The following is a 14,097-nucleotide window of genomic DNA, read 5'->3' on the forward strand; positions in this document are numbered from 1 at the left end:
GGGCGACATGACGGCCAAAATCGTCCTGCTCAATGGCGTCGGCAGCGCCGGCAAAAGCTCGATCGCCAGGGCGCTGCAAACAATCGCCGCTGAACCGTTCCTGCATGTCCAGATGGATGCTTTCATCGACATGCTGCCGCCGGCGCTGCAGGATCATGCCGACGGGTTTTCCTTTGAGACGGTGCTGGAAGACGGCAGGCCGTCGGTGGTGATCAGGAGCGGACCGGTCGGCGCACGAACCATGCGCGGCATGCGCCATGCCATCGCTGCCATGGCCGGGCAAGGCAACAATCTCATCGTCGACGACGTGATCTTCAATGAAGAGATAGCGGAGTACCGCATGCTGCTGTCGGGTTTCGATCTGCATCTGGTCGGCGTCATGGCGCCGCTGGAGGTGCTGGAAGCGCGCGAGGCCGCGCGCGCCGACAGGCTGCCTGGCCTGGCGCGCTGGCAATATGGACGCGTCCACAAGGGCATGGACTACGACCTCGAAGTCGACACCAGCCGGCTGACGCCGCTTGAATGCGCCCGTCGCATCCAGGAAAGATTCCGACTATAGTGGCCGGTGTCTTTGACACGATCGCAGCTTTTACCAATTGCCCAAAACGCCGATAGCCGTCTCTGGCCTGCAAAGTCGTGTCGATTAAATATTTATGAGCCTTGCTGTAGTAAGACAGGTCGAAATTTCTGGCGAGACCTTTGGGGCCGTTAACGGGGGAAATCATGCCGGTGACAAATTTCCTTGGACGCGTCGTCGGTGAACTTGAAACGCCGCGCGCCAAACGGCCGTTCGGTTCTGGCTGGCTGTCCGGCTCGATTGGCTTGCTTGCCGGGGTCACCGCCCTGCTGATGGTCATCGTGCTGCGCTACCCGTCGCTTACATCGATGCCGGATCTGGCCCCCATCCACCAGATGCTGTTCTTCAAGCCGGTGCTCTATTTCGTCCTCATCTCCGGCTATATCCTGGCGATCCTCAGCATGACGCTGCGCAGGCAAAAGACGCTCGGCGCGGCAGCGATGTTCACTGTGCTGCTGGCGTCGCTGGTCGGCATGCTTCCGGTGCGCCATCAACTGCACATCGACGGGGTGTTCTTCGGGCTCGATTTCTTCATCCTGAACGCCTTGTTCATGGGTGTGCTGTTCGTCCCGCTCGAACGTCTTTTCGCGCGCAACAAGGATCAGACCGTGTTCCGCGATGAATGGCGCGAGGACCTGTTCTACTATCTGGTCTCGTCGCTGCTGGTGCAGATTTTGACCTACCTGACCTTGGCGCCGTCCAACTTCGTCAATTCACAGGGCACCCTTGGTTCGGTGCGCGCCTGGGTCCACGGCTTGCCGTGGCTGGTGCAACTGCTGGCGGTGATGTTCCTGACCGACCTTGCCCAGTATTGGGTGCATCGGGCCTTTCATCGCATTCCCTGGCTGTGGAAGTTCCATGCCGTGCACCATTCCGCCAAGTCGATGGACTGGATTGCCGGTGCGCGCATGCATTTCCTGGAAATCATCGTGCTGCGCAGCCTGACGGCCACCCCGATGTTCGTGCTGGGGTTCGATGAATCGGCTATCCAGACGTATATATTGATCGTCTACGTCTATTCGTCGTTCATCCATTCCAACATCGGAACCAGTTTCGGTCCAGTCGAAAAGGTGCTGGTGTCGCCGCGTTACCACCACTGGCATCACGGCCTCGAAAAAGAAGCGATCGACGTAAATTTCGCCATCCATTTCCCGCTGCTCGACCGGCTGTTCGGCACCCATCATATGCCCGAAGGGCGCTGGCCGAACGGCTACGGCATTCACGGACATCCCGTTCCGAACGGATACTGGCAGCAATTCCTCTATCCCTTCCGGCGCGGCTAGACTGGAGTCCTTCGCGAAGCGCGCGTGTCACCGCGCCTGGCGAGGTTAGCCCAATCCATGACAAGCGACAGAGCCCCGAGATGCGTGACGGCTACATAATCTGCGGCACGCCGAGAACCGGAAGCACTTTGCTGTGCGGCCTTCTGGCCTCGACGAAAACAGCCGGCGATCCGCACTCGTTCTACCGGCGGCAGGACAAGGCGGAATGGGCAGAAGAGTGGAAATTGCCGCATCCCGATACGATGAGCGCGCATGACTTCGATGTCGCCTACCTCAAGGCGGCAATCAGCGCGGGAAAGGGCGGAACAGCCGTCTTCGGCTTGCGCCTCATGCGGGAGAACCTGGGTGAACTCTCGGCCATCCTCGACCGGATCTACCCAGACCTGCCATCGGACAAAGCACGCTTTGAAAAGGCCTTCGGGCGGGTCCTCTACATCCATCTTTCGCGCGAAAACAAGCTGGCGCAGGCGGTGTCGCTGATCAAGGCCGAGCAGACCGGGCTTTGGCACATCGCGCCCGACGGAACCGAGATCGAACGAGTCGCACCGCCGCAGGAACCCCGCTACGATTTCAAGCGGATCCAGCGCGAGCTTGCCGAACTCGAAGCCTATGACGCGGGCTGGAACGTCTGGTTCGCGGAGCAGGGGATCGTCCCGCTGCGCATCGGCTATGAGCGCCTGTCAGGCGATCCGGCAGCGGCATTGGCATCCATCTGCAAGGCCCTGGGCGTTCAGGCGCCGAATGCCGCCGACGTAAAGCCGGGCGTCGCCAAGCTCTCGGACGAGATTAGTCTGGACTGGATGCGCCGCTATCATCTGGACGCGGCGATTTGATCAAGCCCTCTTTACCGCGACCGTTTCGCTGAGCCATGTGCCGATCTTGCTGCCGAGGCGGTCGGGCGACACCGGCTTGGGCAGATAGTCGTCCATTCCGGACTCGATACATTTGTCGCGGTCGCCCTTCAGTGCGTGCGCGGTGACGCCGATGATTGGTGTGTGATTGCCACTCGCTGCCTCCGCCGCCCGGATGGCGCGGGTCGCCTCGTAGCCGTTCATCTCCGGCATGGAGACGTCCATGAGGATCAGCTTCGGCCGCAGCGCCCGGTACATCTCGACGGCCGTGCGGCCATTGCTGGCGATGCGGTAGCTGAGGCCAAGCCCATTGAGGATTTGGCCGAACACCAGCTGGTTCACGTCATTGTCCTCGGCGATCAGAATATCGATCGGGCCGTTTGGCGTGGCGATCGATTCAGGCACTGTGGCCGCCGGAATTGCCGGGCCGCGAATGACGGTGAAGGCGGGTGGCGTCACGGGTGCCGCCTGCGGAACGACAGGCTCGCGAACGAACTGGGCCTTGCCGATCTGGGCCCGCGCTTTCTGGATGGCCGAGATGACGGTGCCGAGCAGGATGGCCGAGCGCGCCGGCTTGGTGAGATGCGCGGCGATGCCGAAATCGATGACCATCTTGCCGAAATCGACCTGGTCGACGGAGGTCAGCAGCACCACCGGGATGGCGGAGAGACGGCTGTCGGCGGAAATCGCCTTGGCGACATCGGCGCCGTTCATGCCGGGCATCTGGTAGTCGAGGATGATGCAGTCGACCGCAGCACCGAGTTGGCTGGCCCGGTCTAGAAAGGCGAGGCCGACGGCGCCGCTTTCGGCGGCCGCGCAGTCGAAGCTCCAGCTTCTGAGCTGCTCCAGCAAGATCTCGCGGTTGACCGGGTTGTCGTCGATGACCAGCACGCGGGCGCCGGTGACATCGACCGGCACGATCTCGTTGCGCGTGTCCTGCTGATGCGCCGGCAGCGGCACGGCGAACCAGAACACCGAGCCGCGGCCGATCTCGCTTTCGACGCCGATCTTGCCGCCCATCAGGTCGATGAGGCGGGCGGCGATGGCAAGGCCGAGGCCGGTGCCTTCATGGCGGCGCGTCGACGAGCCGTCGACCTGCGCGAATTTCTCGAACACGTTCTCGAGCTTCTCGGCAGGAATGCCGATGCCTGTGTCCTCGACGCGGACCTTGAGCTGGACCATGCCGTCGACCACCTCGCCGCCGACATCGATCAGCACATGGCCCTTCTCGGTGAACTTCACCGCATTGCCGAGCAGATTGGTGACGATCTGACGAAACCGTCCCGCATCGCCGACGACATGGGCAGGCAGGCGCGGGTCGACACGCACGATCAGCTCGAGGTTCTTTTCGGCGACGCGCGCCGACACCAGTGTGGCCACGTCCTCGACCGCTTCGGCAAGCCGGAAGGGTGCAGGATCGAGCGTCAGCTGACCGGCATTGATCTTGGAGAAATCGAGGATGTCGTTGATGATGGTGAGCAGCGCATTGCCGGATTTGACGATGACTTCGGTGAAGGTTTTCTGGCGCGCGTTAAGCTCGGTCTTGGCGAGCAGTTCGGCCATGCCCAGCACGCCATTCATCGGCGTGCGGATCTCATGGCTCATATTGGCCAGGAATTCCGATTTGGCACGGTCGGCCGCTTCGGCCTTGAACAAGGATGCGGCGGATTCGGTGAAGGCGCGGCGGATCGCCTTTTCCATCGGCCGGAAGATCCAGAGGGCAACGATGGCAAGAACCGCGAACAGAAGGCCGCTTGCCCAAAACAGCAGCCTGTCGCTGGAGGCGTCGGCCAGATGGCGTTCGCCATCCATGGCGGTACGCACACGCACCAGCATCGGCTGGACGAACAGGTCGTTCTGGTTGAGGATTTCGCGCGAACTCCATTCGTCGGTCTGTTGCGCCGCCGACATCAGGTTGAAGTTGCGCACGATGTCGCGCGACGACCAGAACAGGTCACCGTTGACGGCGGCCGACGAGAGTTCGTCCAGCGTTTTGGCCGACAGGCTCGGCTTGATCGCGGCAAGCTCCGCGGACAGTGTTTCGATCTCGCTGGTCAGGCGTTGCGAATGGCCGCGCGCGGCGGCGGCAAGGCCGTCACGGGTTTCGGTGCGCCAGGCCGTGCTGGCGGTTTCGGCAAAGCTGGAGGCGTTGCGCAGGTCGCGGGTGAAGACGACGAGATTGCTGCTCAGCGCGTCGATGTCGTGGCGGAAGGAATTGACGCGATTGAGCGCAAACATCACCGCGGTGGAAGCCAGCGCAAAGATGAGCAATCCCGAGATGTAGCGGATCCGGATCGAGCGGATGAAGAAAGAATATTCCGGCATGCGCAACCCCAACACATACGCATCATTTTAACGGTCGGGATTACGCTTGATTTACATTAAAATTCCGTTCGCGCCTGGCGGGCCGTCAAGATCCTGGCTGCACGTGCCCGGAGTTGGCGCCATAGAGGGTGGCATCGCATTCGCGCATCATGCGCAGTGCTTCTTCCTCGGTCAGGCCGAACTTGCGCATCATGCTCCGGATTTCGGGGCCTACAGCTATCTCCACCGGTCTTGCCGCCTGGCGGGTCTTCCTGGCCTTTTTCTTGGACATCAGTACGTTTCCCGTCTTGACCGACACATGTTTCGCATCAGCCCTGGCCCGGCCTCACCGTGCTGCGCCAGACCATGGGCGCATGGCAGATCAGGCGGCTGCCAGCCTCCTCCCGCGCGCCGGTCGCGAGCCGCACGGCGCGCCTGGCGATCTCCTCGATCGGCGGCGAGAACGTCGTCAGCCGGTAAGAGGCCCAGTCGGCCTGTTCAATGTCGTCAAAGCCGATGACGCAGAGATCGCGGGGTACGCTGATGCCGAACTCGTGGCGGGCCGCATCGAGAAAGCCGCACGCAATCAGGTCGGTCACGCAGAACGCCGCATCCGGCCGCTGCCGGCCGGAAAAGAGCCGCCTGGCGCCATCGGCTCCGGTGGCATAGCCGGTGCGGCCCTCGCGCCACACGGTCACCTCCAGCCCTTCCTTCTGCGCGGCGGTAAGGAAGGCGGTTTCGCGGGAGAGCAGGCTGGGCGTGCCGGCAGCCGAGGTCACCAAAGCGGGGCGGGTACAGCCGGCCCGGATGAAGGCATGCAGCGCTGCCTCTGCGGCTGCAGCGTTGTCGACACCGATATTGTGCGGGCCGTCGAAGCGGTCATCGCGATTGATCAGCACCAGCCGCTGGCCGTTCTCAAGACAGGTGCGGATCAGCAACTGCGGCGGCGAGCCGGACAGAACGATGCTCGCATCGGCGCGATAGTTCAGCGTGTTGCGCAGCGCCTGGTCGACATGGTGGCTGGGGCCGGAGGTGTTGAACACCATGGCCATTTTGCCGGCGTCCCGCAGATGTTGGGTCAGCACCTTCTGCAGGCGGGCATGATAGGGCGTGTCGCCATCGGCAACGATGAGGCAGACAATGCCGGTCGAGGCCCGCATCAGGCCGCGAGCCAGATGGTTGACGTGATAGCCGAGTTGCTCGGCCGCCAGCATCACCCGCTCGCGGGTTTCCCCGGAAACGGAAGCGCCGGGCGTGAAGGTACGTGACACGGCCGAGCGCGAAACCCCGGCGAGGTCGGCAACCTGCTGGGCGCTGGAAAAACCGGTGCGGATTCTCGGAACCGTCAAGCGAACGCTCTCGCTGCTGTTTTCGTGATTCTTTGCACACCCGTGCAGTGTAATGCAACTCTTCTGCCATTGCCACCCACCGCACTTGACAGGCATGGCGGAATGCAACAGCTTTGCACAGCCGTGCAATACAAGCCGGCTCAAGAGTGGCATCGGAGGAATACCCTGTCCATTTCGCCGAAGACGGCATTGAGGGCGCGATTGTCCGGACCGGCTGCATGAGCAGGGCGGCGGCGCATCCGAAGGCGGACCGGCTGTCCGAGGCCGAGATGGACAGGCGTGCCGAGGTCTGCCGGAAACTGCTTGTCACGGCCGGGCAACTGGCGATGGAAGGCTATGCCCGGCAGGGCGCCGTCCAGCCGGTGGCGATGAAAGGCCCGCAAGATTTTCTCACTGAAACCGACGGCAAGGTCGAGGAGCACATCCGCGCCACTCTGGCAGAGGCTTTTCCGCAGGACGGGTTTTTGGGCGAGGAAGGCGGCGGCATCGGCTCTGCCCGCATGTGGGTCGTCGACCCGATCGACGGCACCGCCAATTTCATGCGCGGTATTCCGCATTTCTGCATTTCGATAGCTTTCGTCGAGGACGGCCGCAGCGAGATCGGCGGCATTGCCAATCCGGCCATCGGCGAAACGTACTTTGCCCGCCGCGGGCAAGGCGCGACGCGCAATGGCGCGCCGATCCGTGTGTCGCCGACGCAAGCGTTCGACCGCGCCTTTGTCGAGTTCGGCTGGTCGCCCAGGATTCCCAATCGCGACTATCTGGACAAGGTGAGCCTTGTCTGGGCACTCGGCGCCAACGTGCGGCGCTCCGGCTCCGGAGCGCTTGGGCTGGCCTATGTGGCCGACGGCCGCTCCGATGCCTATGCCGAGCTGCACATCAATTCGTGGGACTGCCTGGCCGGATTGCTGCTGGTGGAGGAGGCCGGCGGCCGGGTGAACCGGTTCCTCGACGGCGACGGCATGGCGAAGGGCAATCCCGTGCTTGCGGCAGCACCCGGTGTTGCGGCGACATTGTCCCAGGTGATCGGAGTGCCGCTCGACGACGGGTAGATCGTTTCAGTGTGAAAGATAGGGAGGAATATCGATGAAGACATTTGACAGTAAGCAAGGCTTGCGCGCCGCCTGGCTTGGCCTTGGCGCGGCGCTGGCCATGTTCGGATTGGCGGGTGCCGCCCAGGCGGCCGATCGCAGCCTCACAATGTATTGCGCCGTCGACGAGGCCTGGTGCCGGGCGATGGCGACCACCTACCAGAAGGAGACGGGCGTCAGCGTCGACATGACCCGCATGAGCGCCGGCGAAATCTACGCCCGCCTCCGGGCCGAGAAGGACAATCCGCAAGCCGATATCTGGTGGGGCGGCACCGGCGACCCGCATCTGCAGGCGGCGGAAGAGGGCCTCACCCAGGAATACAAGTCGCCGCAACTGGCAAACTTGCGCGACTGGGCGCTGAAGCAGGCCGACAGGTCGAAGAACCGCACGGTCGGCATTTATCTCGGTGCACTCGGCTATGGCTACAATGAGGAAGATCTGAAGCAGCGCGGGCTGACCGCGCCGGCGTGCTGGGCCGATCTGGTCAAGCCGGAATTCCAGGGCGAGATCGAGATGGCCGACCCGAATTCATCGGGCACGGCCTGGACGATGCTTGCCACCATCGTCCAGCTGATGGGCGAGGACAAGGCATTCGACTATCTCAAGCAGCTCAACAAGAACATCGCCGAATACACCAAGGCAGGGGCCGCGCCGGCGCTCGCCGTCGGCAAGGGCGAGACGCTGATCGGCATCTCCTTCCAGCACGACGTCATCAACGCGGCCAAGCAGAACCCGGCGGTGAAGGTGGTTTCGCCTTGCGAGGGCACCGGCTTCGAGATCGGCTCGATGAGCATCGTGACGGGCGCCAAGCATGTCGAAGAGGCGCAGAAATTCTACGACTGGGCGCTGAGCCCGGACGCGCAGAAGCTCGCGGCGCCGAACGGCAGCTTCCAGATCCCGTCGAACAGCGCCACGCCGGTGCCGCCCGAGGCGCCGGACCTCTCGAAGATCAAGCTGATCGACTACGACTTCGCCAAATATGGCTCGTCGGCCGAACGCAAGCGGCTGTTGAAGAAGTTCACCGACGAGGTTCGCAATGGCGGCTGAGCGCGTTCTTTTGCGCTCACTCTAGCATCTGATCGCCGGCTGCCCCTCGCGGCAGCCGGCGCACCATCCTTTGGCAACAGAAAGACATTGAATGGCCGCGGCCGGTTCCATGGTCAGTTCCGCTCCTGGACGCAGCGCGCTCGCCTGGGTAATGGCCGCGTGGGCGAGCTTCGTGCTCTTGCCTTGGTACAAGGTCGAAGGCGGCTTCCTGTCGTTCGACTGGCTGGCACAGCCGGCGGATGCGACGCCGGCCATCATCCTGGCGCTCGGTGGCCGGCCCTGGCTGTTGCCGCTTGTCCTGCCGCTTTTGCTGGCGAGCTGGCTGGTGGCGCGCAACAACCCCAAGAGCCTTGCGGTTGCAGGCGCGGCGGGCCTGCTGTGGCTGGCCATCGAAGGCTTTTCCATCATCCATTCGGGCTGGGGATTTGGCTTGCTTACCCAGATCGCCGGCACGCCGGGACCGATACAGCCGGGGCTCGGCTGGGGTGCGGCGCTCTATGCCGTGGCGATGCTGATGTTCATCGCCGAGGCGCTCGCCGCGCGCGGCTGGTGCAAGGGCGACCGTTTCGTCGTCGGCTCGCTCTCAATCGTGATTGCTTCGCTGATCCTGTTCGTCGCCTATCCGCTGCTGTCGATCCTCACCTCGGCCATCAAGGACAATGACGGCAATGTCGTGCCGGCGCTGTTCTTCGATAAGATCTTCAGCGCCAACATATGGAGCCTGCGCTGCCTCTATGGCGAGGGCTCCTGCGGCGTGGCGTGGAACACGGTGGCGATCGCAGTCCTCGTCGGCTTTTTCTGCACGGCGCTCGGCCTGGCCCTGGCGCTGATCGCGCTTCGCACCAAGCTGCCGGCCAAATGGCTGCTGCGCGGCCTGTCCATCCTGCCGATCATCACGCCGCCCTTCGTCATCGGCCTGGCGCTGATCCTGCTGTTCGGCCGCGCCGGCATCGTCACCAACCTCATGTCGGTGCATCTCGGCATTCCGCGCAGCCGCTGGATCTACGGCATGGCCGGCATCACCATCGCGCAGGTGCTGGCCTTCACGCCGATCGCGTTCCTGGTTCTGGTCGGCGTGCTGCAAGGGGTCAGCCCAAGCATGGAGGAAGCATCACAAACCCTGCGCGCCAGCCGCTGGCGCACGTTTCGCACCGTCACCTGGCCGTTGATCCGGCCGGGGCTGGCCAGCGCCTTCCTGATTTCGTTTATCGAGAGCATGGCCGATTTCGCCAATCCGCTGGTGCTGGGCGGAAACTTCAACGTGCTGTCGACCGACATCTTCTTTGCAGTGGTCGGTGCGGCGCACGACCAGGGCCGCGCGGCGGTGCTGGCGATCGTGCTGTTGATGTTCACGCTGGCAGCCTTCGTCATCCAGCGTCGCTGGATCGGCAGCCGCAGCTACGTCACCGTCGCAGGCAAGGGCGATGGCGGCGTACCGGCGACGCTGCCCAAGGCCTTGCGGATCGGCTGCTACGCCGCCGTCGTTCCGTGGCTGGTTCTGACCATCGTGGTCTACGGCATCATCCTGGGCGGCGGTTTCGTGCAATCGATCGGGCGCGACAACACGCCGACGCTCGAATATTTCCTCACCGCCTTTTCGATCGAGAAAGGCGTCAATGGCTGGTTTTTCAGCGGCTCGGCCTGGCCGTCGCTGCTGATGACCATCGGCCTGGCGCTGGTGGCCATGCCGTTCACCGCGGCGCTCGGCATCCTGACGGCCTATCTGCTCGACCGGCAGCGTTTCGCCGGGCGCACCATGTTCGAATTCCTGGCCATGATGAGCTTTGCCATTCCCGGCACGGTGATCGGCGTCAGCTATATCCTTGCCTTCAACGTGCCGCCGGTGCAATTGACCGGCACCGGGCTGATCATCGTCATCTCCTTCATCTTCCGCAACATGCCGGTGGCGATCCGTGCCGGGCTCGCCAATCTGGGCCAGATCGACAAGAGCCTGGACGAGGCATCGCTGACGCTTGGGGCGCGGTCTTTTGCTACCTTGCTGCGGGTGATCCTGCCGATCCTGAAGCCGGCGATCGTGACCGCGATGATCTACAGTTTCGTGCGCGCGGTGACGGCGGTCAGCGCCGTCATCTTCCTGGCGAGCGGCCGGTTCAATCTCGCCACGGTCTACATTGTCGGGCGCGCAGATGTCGGCGAATACGGCATCGCGATTGTCTATTCGGCGGTGATGATCGTTGTCATGATGGTCATCCTCATCGGCATCCAGCTGCTGGTCGGCGAACGCCGGCTCGGCCGGCGCCGGCCTGGGGCGGAAGCCGTGGTGGCAGCAATCTGATGGGGAGAAGCGGCGTGGATCAGACGGCGAAGAATGCTGTCCCGGTTGTCACGGACAGGCCGGCCGTGCGGTTCGAGGGCGTCACCAAGAAATACGGCGCGGTGATCGCCGTCGACAATGTCAGCTTCGACATCGCGCCGGCCAGCCTGGTGACGCTGCTCGGGCCCTCGGGTTGCGGCAAGACGACGACGCTCAGGCTGATCGCCGGGCTGGAACAGACCAGCACCGGGCGCATCCTGATCGACGACAAGGATGTGACCTTGCTGTCCGCCGCCGAGCGCGATGTCTCCATGGTGTTCCAGTCCTATGCGCTGTTTCCGCATATGAACGTGATGGAGAATGTCAGCTACGGCCTGCGGGCGATGGGGCTTGGCAAGGCGCAGGCAGCCGAGCGCGCCGCCGAAAAGCTGTCGCTTGTCGGCCTGTCCGGCTACGAGAAGCGCCAGCCGAGCGAATTGTCCGGCGGCCAACAGCAGCGCGTCGCGGTGGCGCGCGCCATCGTGCTGGAGCCGAAGGTGCTGCTGTTCGACGAGCCGCTGTCCAATCTCGACGCCAAGCTGCGCCGGCGCGTGCGCGACGAAATCCGCGGCCTCCAGCAAGATCTGGCGCTGACCATGGTCTATGTCACGCATGACCAGGAAGAGGCGCTCGCCGTCTCCGACCGCATCATCGTCATGAACGCCGCTCGCGTCGCCCAGGACGGCACGCCGCGCGACCTCTACAACGAGCCGACCAACCGTTTCATCGCCGACTTCATGGGCGACGCCAATCTGCTCGACGTCGAGGTGCTTTCCAGCAATGCAACCAGAGCGAGGGTCAAGGTCGGACCCTTGCTGCTCGACATGCCGGGTCGCGGTAACGCTCCGGGGCCGGCGATGCTCGCTGTGCGCCCGAATGCCGTGCGCATCTTGCCCGGCCAGCCAGCGGGCACCATGAAGGGCCAGGTGGTCAAGAGCTCGTATCTCGGCGACCACATGGAATACCGGATCGCGATCAGCGATCCGGCGGTCGAACTGTTCGCGACATCGCCTGATGTCACACCCGCCGTGGCGGAAGGGACGATGGTCGGGATCGATTTCGATCCGGCGAAGATCGTGCTGATCAAAGACGATTGAACGCGCCGGGAAAGCACCTTCGAAAAAATCCAGCCTGAATGTCACACCGGCCGGACCTGCCTCGTCATGATGGCGTACCCAACACAAGGACTGCAATCATGACCGCCAAAATCGACCTCTTCGCCGCCGCCCCTGCGCTGATCAAGCAGTGGCAGCGCGCATCGACCGAACTCTCCGTCGCCGCCGGGCTCGAGCACAGCCTCAACGAGCTGGTGAAGCTTCGGGCGTCGCAGATCAATGGCTGCGCCAACTGCATCAACCTGCATGCCACCGAAGCGCGCGAGAATGGCGAGACCGAGCAGCGCATCTATCTGCTGCCGGCCTGGCGCGAAGCGCCCTGCTACAGCGACCGCGAGCGTGCCGCGCTCGGCTGGACCGATGCGCTGACGCGCCTCTCGGAAGGACAGGACCGCGAAAGCGCCTATGATGATCTTAAGGCGCATTTCACCGAGGAGGAGCAGGTGAAGCTCACCGTTTTGATCAACATCATCAATGGCTGGAACCGCATCGCCGTTGGCTTCGGGCTCTACACCGACGCAGCAACGATACGCGCCAGCGCCAAGGCGGCCTGATGACGGCGACGGCACCCGACGACGCGGCAGCGGGCTTCGGCCCGCTGGGTCCGAAGCTGATGCGGGTCGCCTATCGCATGCTGGGCTCGGTGAGCGACGCCGAGGATGTCGTGCAGGATGCCTTCATCCGCTGGATGGGGACCGACCACTCGCAGGTTCGCGAGCCAGAAGCGTTCCTGCGCCGCACGGTGACGCGGCTTTGCCTTGACCAGCTCAAATCCACGCGGCGCCAGCGCGAGACTTATATCGGCCCTTGGCTGCCCGAGCCGATCGTCGAAGAGGGCGATCTTGAAGATGTCACCTTGCCGCTGATGTTGGCGCTGGAGCGGCTTTCGCCGCTCGAGCGGGCGGCCTTTCTGCTGCACGATGTGTTCGGGCTGGAATTCGAGGAGGTCGCGACCGCCATCGAGCGCGATTCAGCCGCCTGCCGCCAGCTTGCCGCTCGCGCACGGGGCCATGTCCGCGAGGCGCGGCCCCGCTTCAAGGTGGAGAAGCAGCGTGGCCTGGAGATCGCCGAAGCCTTTTTCGCGGCATCGCGCAGCGGCGACATGCAGGCGCTCGGCGCGCTGCTGACGGCAGATGTCAGCGCTCATGCCGATGGCGGCGGCAAGCGTCCGGCGGCTTTGGCGCCGGTGCTGGGCTTCGACGCCGTCATGAAGCAATACGCGCAAGTCGCGGCCTGGCTGCGCGACAATCGCTCGACGCTGGTGCGCATCGGCTTCGTCAATGGACTGCCGGGGTTCGTCACCCAGGAGGCCGATGGCGAACTGCAGACGACCGCGCTTGACATCGAGGACGGGAAGATCGCGGCCGTCTATGTCATGCGCAATCCCGACAAGCTCAGGCATCTGCGTTAGACCCGATTGAATCGGAGCGAAATACCGGTTCGGCCCGCCTCCAAAAGCCGGCCCTTCCTGTGTGCGACCCGCAGGACGATGTCAGGGCCCTTTGCCGCTGCCGCCACCGGCCTCTAGGATGCCTTCTCGCCGTCACGTGGCTGGATCAGCCTGCGCGCGGCATCTGCTCCTGCCGCAAGGAAGCGATCCGACAATTCGGTCCCTGCCACCGCGCGGGCCAGTTGAAGCGCGCCGATGAGGGTCGCAAAGACGCCCATGGCAACGCCTTCCGGATCCCTGGCCTGCGGAAGCGCTGCAGACAGCTGACGCACCAGAACCAGCAAGCGTTCGGTATAGACTTGGCGCGTTTCGGGCGGCTGACGCGCGAGTTCCGGGAGCAGCGCGGCGTTGGCGCAGCCCGTTCCCGGGTTGTCCCGGTGCGCAGCTGACAGATACGCCGCTATGCCCATCTCCGGACCACCGGCGGCCAATACCTCCTGCAGTTGCTGCACCTGGCTCTCCAGTGCCGCTACAAGGCTTTCACGCACGAGCTCCGCCTTGGACTGGAAATGCGGATAGAAGGCTCCGTTCGTCAGTCCGGCGTCGCCCATAATGGCTGCCAGTCCGGACGCGGCGATGCCGTCACCGCGAAAACGCTGGGCTGCGACCTCCACGATGCGATCGCGGGAGGCGTCCTTTCGGCCCTTTTCGTAGCGCATGGCTGCTATTCCTTTCTGCTATTGCATTATGGGTGTAATGTGATATTACGATCATA

13 protein-coding genes are annotated in these 14,097 nt (G+C 63.7%); 9 read left to right on the plus strand and 4 right to left on the minus strand.

Going from position 1 to position 14,097, the window contains the following annotated elements:
- The first annotated feature begins 7 nt into the window (after positions 1-7).
- From NKI32_RS12885 to NKI32_RS12895, 3 genes are all read left to right on the plus strand, one after another.
- Positions 8-559 carry a chloramphenicol phosphotransferase CPT family protein gene (locus NKI32_RS12885; protein ID WP_352623645.1) on the plus strand — a complete coding sequence of 184 codons (552 nt, stop codon included), beginning with the start codon at positions 8-10 and terminating at the stop codon, positions 557-559.
- Between the two features lie 164 nt (positions 560-723).
- A complete protein-coding gene (locus NKI32_RS12890) occupies positions 724-1,860 on the plus strand; it encodes a sterol desaturase family protein (protein ID WP_352623643.1) in 1,137 nt (378 codons plus the stop codon).
- Between the two features lie 80 nt (positions 1,861-1,940).
- On the plus strand, positions 1,941-2,693 hold the full coding sequence (locus NKI32_RS12895) for a Stf0 family sulfotransferase (protein WP_353002771.1): 753 nt from the start codon (positions 1,941-1,943) through the stop codon (positions 2,691-2,693).
- Here the strand turns inward: NKI32_RS12895 and NKI32_RS12900 are convergent, their stop codons facing one another.
- The 3 genes from NKI32_RS12900 to NKI32_RS12910 form a co-directional block, all read right to left on the minus strand.
- Positions 2,694-5,036: a response regulator gene (locus NKI32_RS12900; protein ID WP_353002772.1), complete on the minus strand. Its 2,343-nt coding sequence runs from the start codon at positions 5,034-5,036 to the stop codon at positions 2,694-2,696.
- Between the two features lie 85 nt (positions 5,037-5,121).
- Entirely contained in the window at positions 5,122-5,307 is a 186-nt protein-coding gene (locus tag NKI32_RS12905; RefSeq protein WP_023684018.1) for a hypothetical protein, read from the minus strand.
- Between the two features lie 37 nt (positions 5,308-5,344).
- The gene (locus NKI32_RS12910) at positions 5,345-6,364 is read right to left on the minus strand and encodes a LacI family DNA-binding transcriptional regulator (RefSeq protein ID WP_353002773.1); all 1,020 of its coding nucleotides are present in this window, start codon (positions 6,362-6,364) and stop codon (positions 5,345-5,347) included.
- Between the two features lie 218 nt (positions 6,365-6,582).
- Between NKI32_RS12910 and NKI32_RS12915 the strand changes: the two genes are divergently transcribed.
- From NKI32_RS12915 to NKI32_RS12940, 6 genes are all read left to right on the plus strand, one after another.
- Positions 6,583-7,416 carry an inositol monophosphatase family protein gene (locus NKI32_RS12915; protein ID WP_050587118.1) on the plus strand — a complete coding sequence of 278 codons (834 nt, stop codon included), beginning with the start codon at positions 6,583-6,585 and terminating at the stop codon, positions 7,414-7,416.
- 61 nt (positions 7,417-7,477) lie between these two features.
- On the plus strand, positions 7,478-8,503 hold the full coding sequence (locus NKI32_RS12920; RefSeq protein WP_502897948.1) for an ABC transporter substrate-binding protein: 1,026 nt from the start codon (positions 7,478-7,480) through the stop codon (positions 8,501-8,503).
- Positions 8,504-8,594: 91 nt separating this feature from the next.
- Entirely contained in the window at positions 8,595-10,799 is a 2,205-nt protein-coding gene (locus NKI32_RS12925; RefSeq protein ID WP_502897944.1) for an ABC transporter permease, read from the plus strand.
- A gap of 14 nt (positions 10,800-10,813) precedes the next feature.
- Positions 10,814-11,914, plus strand: a complete 1,101-nt coding sequence (locus tag NKI32_RS12930; RefSeq protein ID WP_352656832.1) for an ABC transporter ATP-binding protein — start codon at positions 10,814-10,816, stop codon at positions 11,912-11,914.
- Between the two features lie 98 nt (positions 11,915-12,012).
- Entirely contained in the window at positions 12,013-12,486 is a 474-nt protein-coding gene (locus NKI32_RS12935) for a carboxymuconolactone decarboxylase family protein (protein ID WP_023673089.1), read from the plus strand.
- The gene (locus NKI32_RS12940) at positions 12,486-13,343 is read left to right on the plus strand and encodes a sigma-70 family RNA polymerase sigma factor (RefSeq protein WP_023736997.1); all 858 of its coding nucleotides are present in this window, start codon (positions 12,486-12,488) and stop codon (positions 13,341-13,343) included. Before NKI32_RS12935 ends, NKI32_RS12940 begins: the two co-directional genes overlap by 1 nt.
- A gap of 113 nt (positions 13,344-13,456) precedes the next feature.
- On the opposite strand, the gene NKI32_RS12945 is transcribed toward NKI32_RS12940, so the two are convergent.
- Positions 13,457-14,041 carry a TetR/AcrR family transcriptional regulator gene (locus NKI32_RS12945; protein ID WP_023736996.1) on the minus strand — a complete coding sequence of 195 codons (585 nt, stop codon included), beginning with the start codon at positions 14,039-14,041 and terminating at the stop codon, positions 13,457-13,459.
- Between the last annotated feature and the right edge of the window lie 56 nt (positions 14,042-14,097).

This window comes from Mesorhizobium sp. M0761, assembly GCF_040320205.1.
Lineage (GTDB): Bacteria > Pseudomonadota > Alphaproteobacteria > Rhizobiales > Rhizobiaceae > Mesorhizobium.